Origin of the sequence: Terrisporobacter petrolearius (assembly GCF_020748185.1) — a bacterium.
Taxonomy (GTDB): domain Bacteria; phylum Bacillota; class Clostridia; order Peptostreptococcales; family Peptostreptococcaceae; genus Terrisporobacter; species Terrisporobacter petrolearius.
The window spans coordinates 1-525 of record NZ_JAHZMO010000125.1; the positions used below are offsets into that span (position 1 = coordinate 1).

General features: G+C 23.0%; 1 protein-coding gene. It reads right to left on the bottom strand.

Annotated features, from left to right (window positions below):
• A partial coding sequence (locus tag K0040_RS19945; protein WP_228110433.1) for a TcdA/TcdB pore-forming domain-containing protein occupies positions 1–525 on the bottom strand: 525 nt, incomplete at both ends.

Here is a 525-nt window from a genome sequence, read left to right on the forward strand (position 1 = left end):
CTCTATATGATTAGCATATTCAGAAAAAATTTCTTTTTCAGTTTCTACAAATATAGATTCTCCAGTTTCTTTATTAATAAATCTTATACTAAATCCATCTTCTGTCTTTGATATATCCTCAAAAGATATAAAATGAGAATCATCCAATTCATTTTGTTGTTTTAAATCGTATAAGGAATCAGAAATAGATTCTATTAGTTTAAATTCATTTTTTATATAATTAATAGAGTCAGAAGTTAAATTCTTAGCTTCTTCAATCCTTTCCTCAACAATTTGTGTATCTATATTTGAAATAACATTTATTTCACATTCTGCTAACATTACTTTTTCTTCTAGTTCAATATCACTTAAATTAGAATTATTTCTAATTTCTTGTAATAATGTAGACAGCTCAGGTAAATTTTTAGATTTTACTGTAATTTTATTTTCTTTAGGATTAAATGATATATATTCTTTTGATGAAATATCCTTTATAATACTTTCTTCTTTATTTATCCATTCACCAGAATGATCCAATAATTCTCT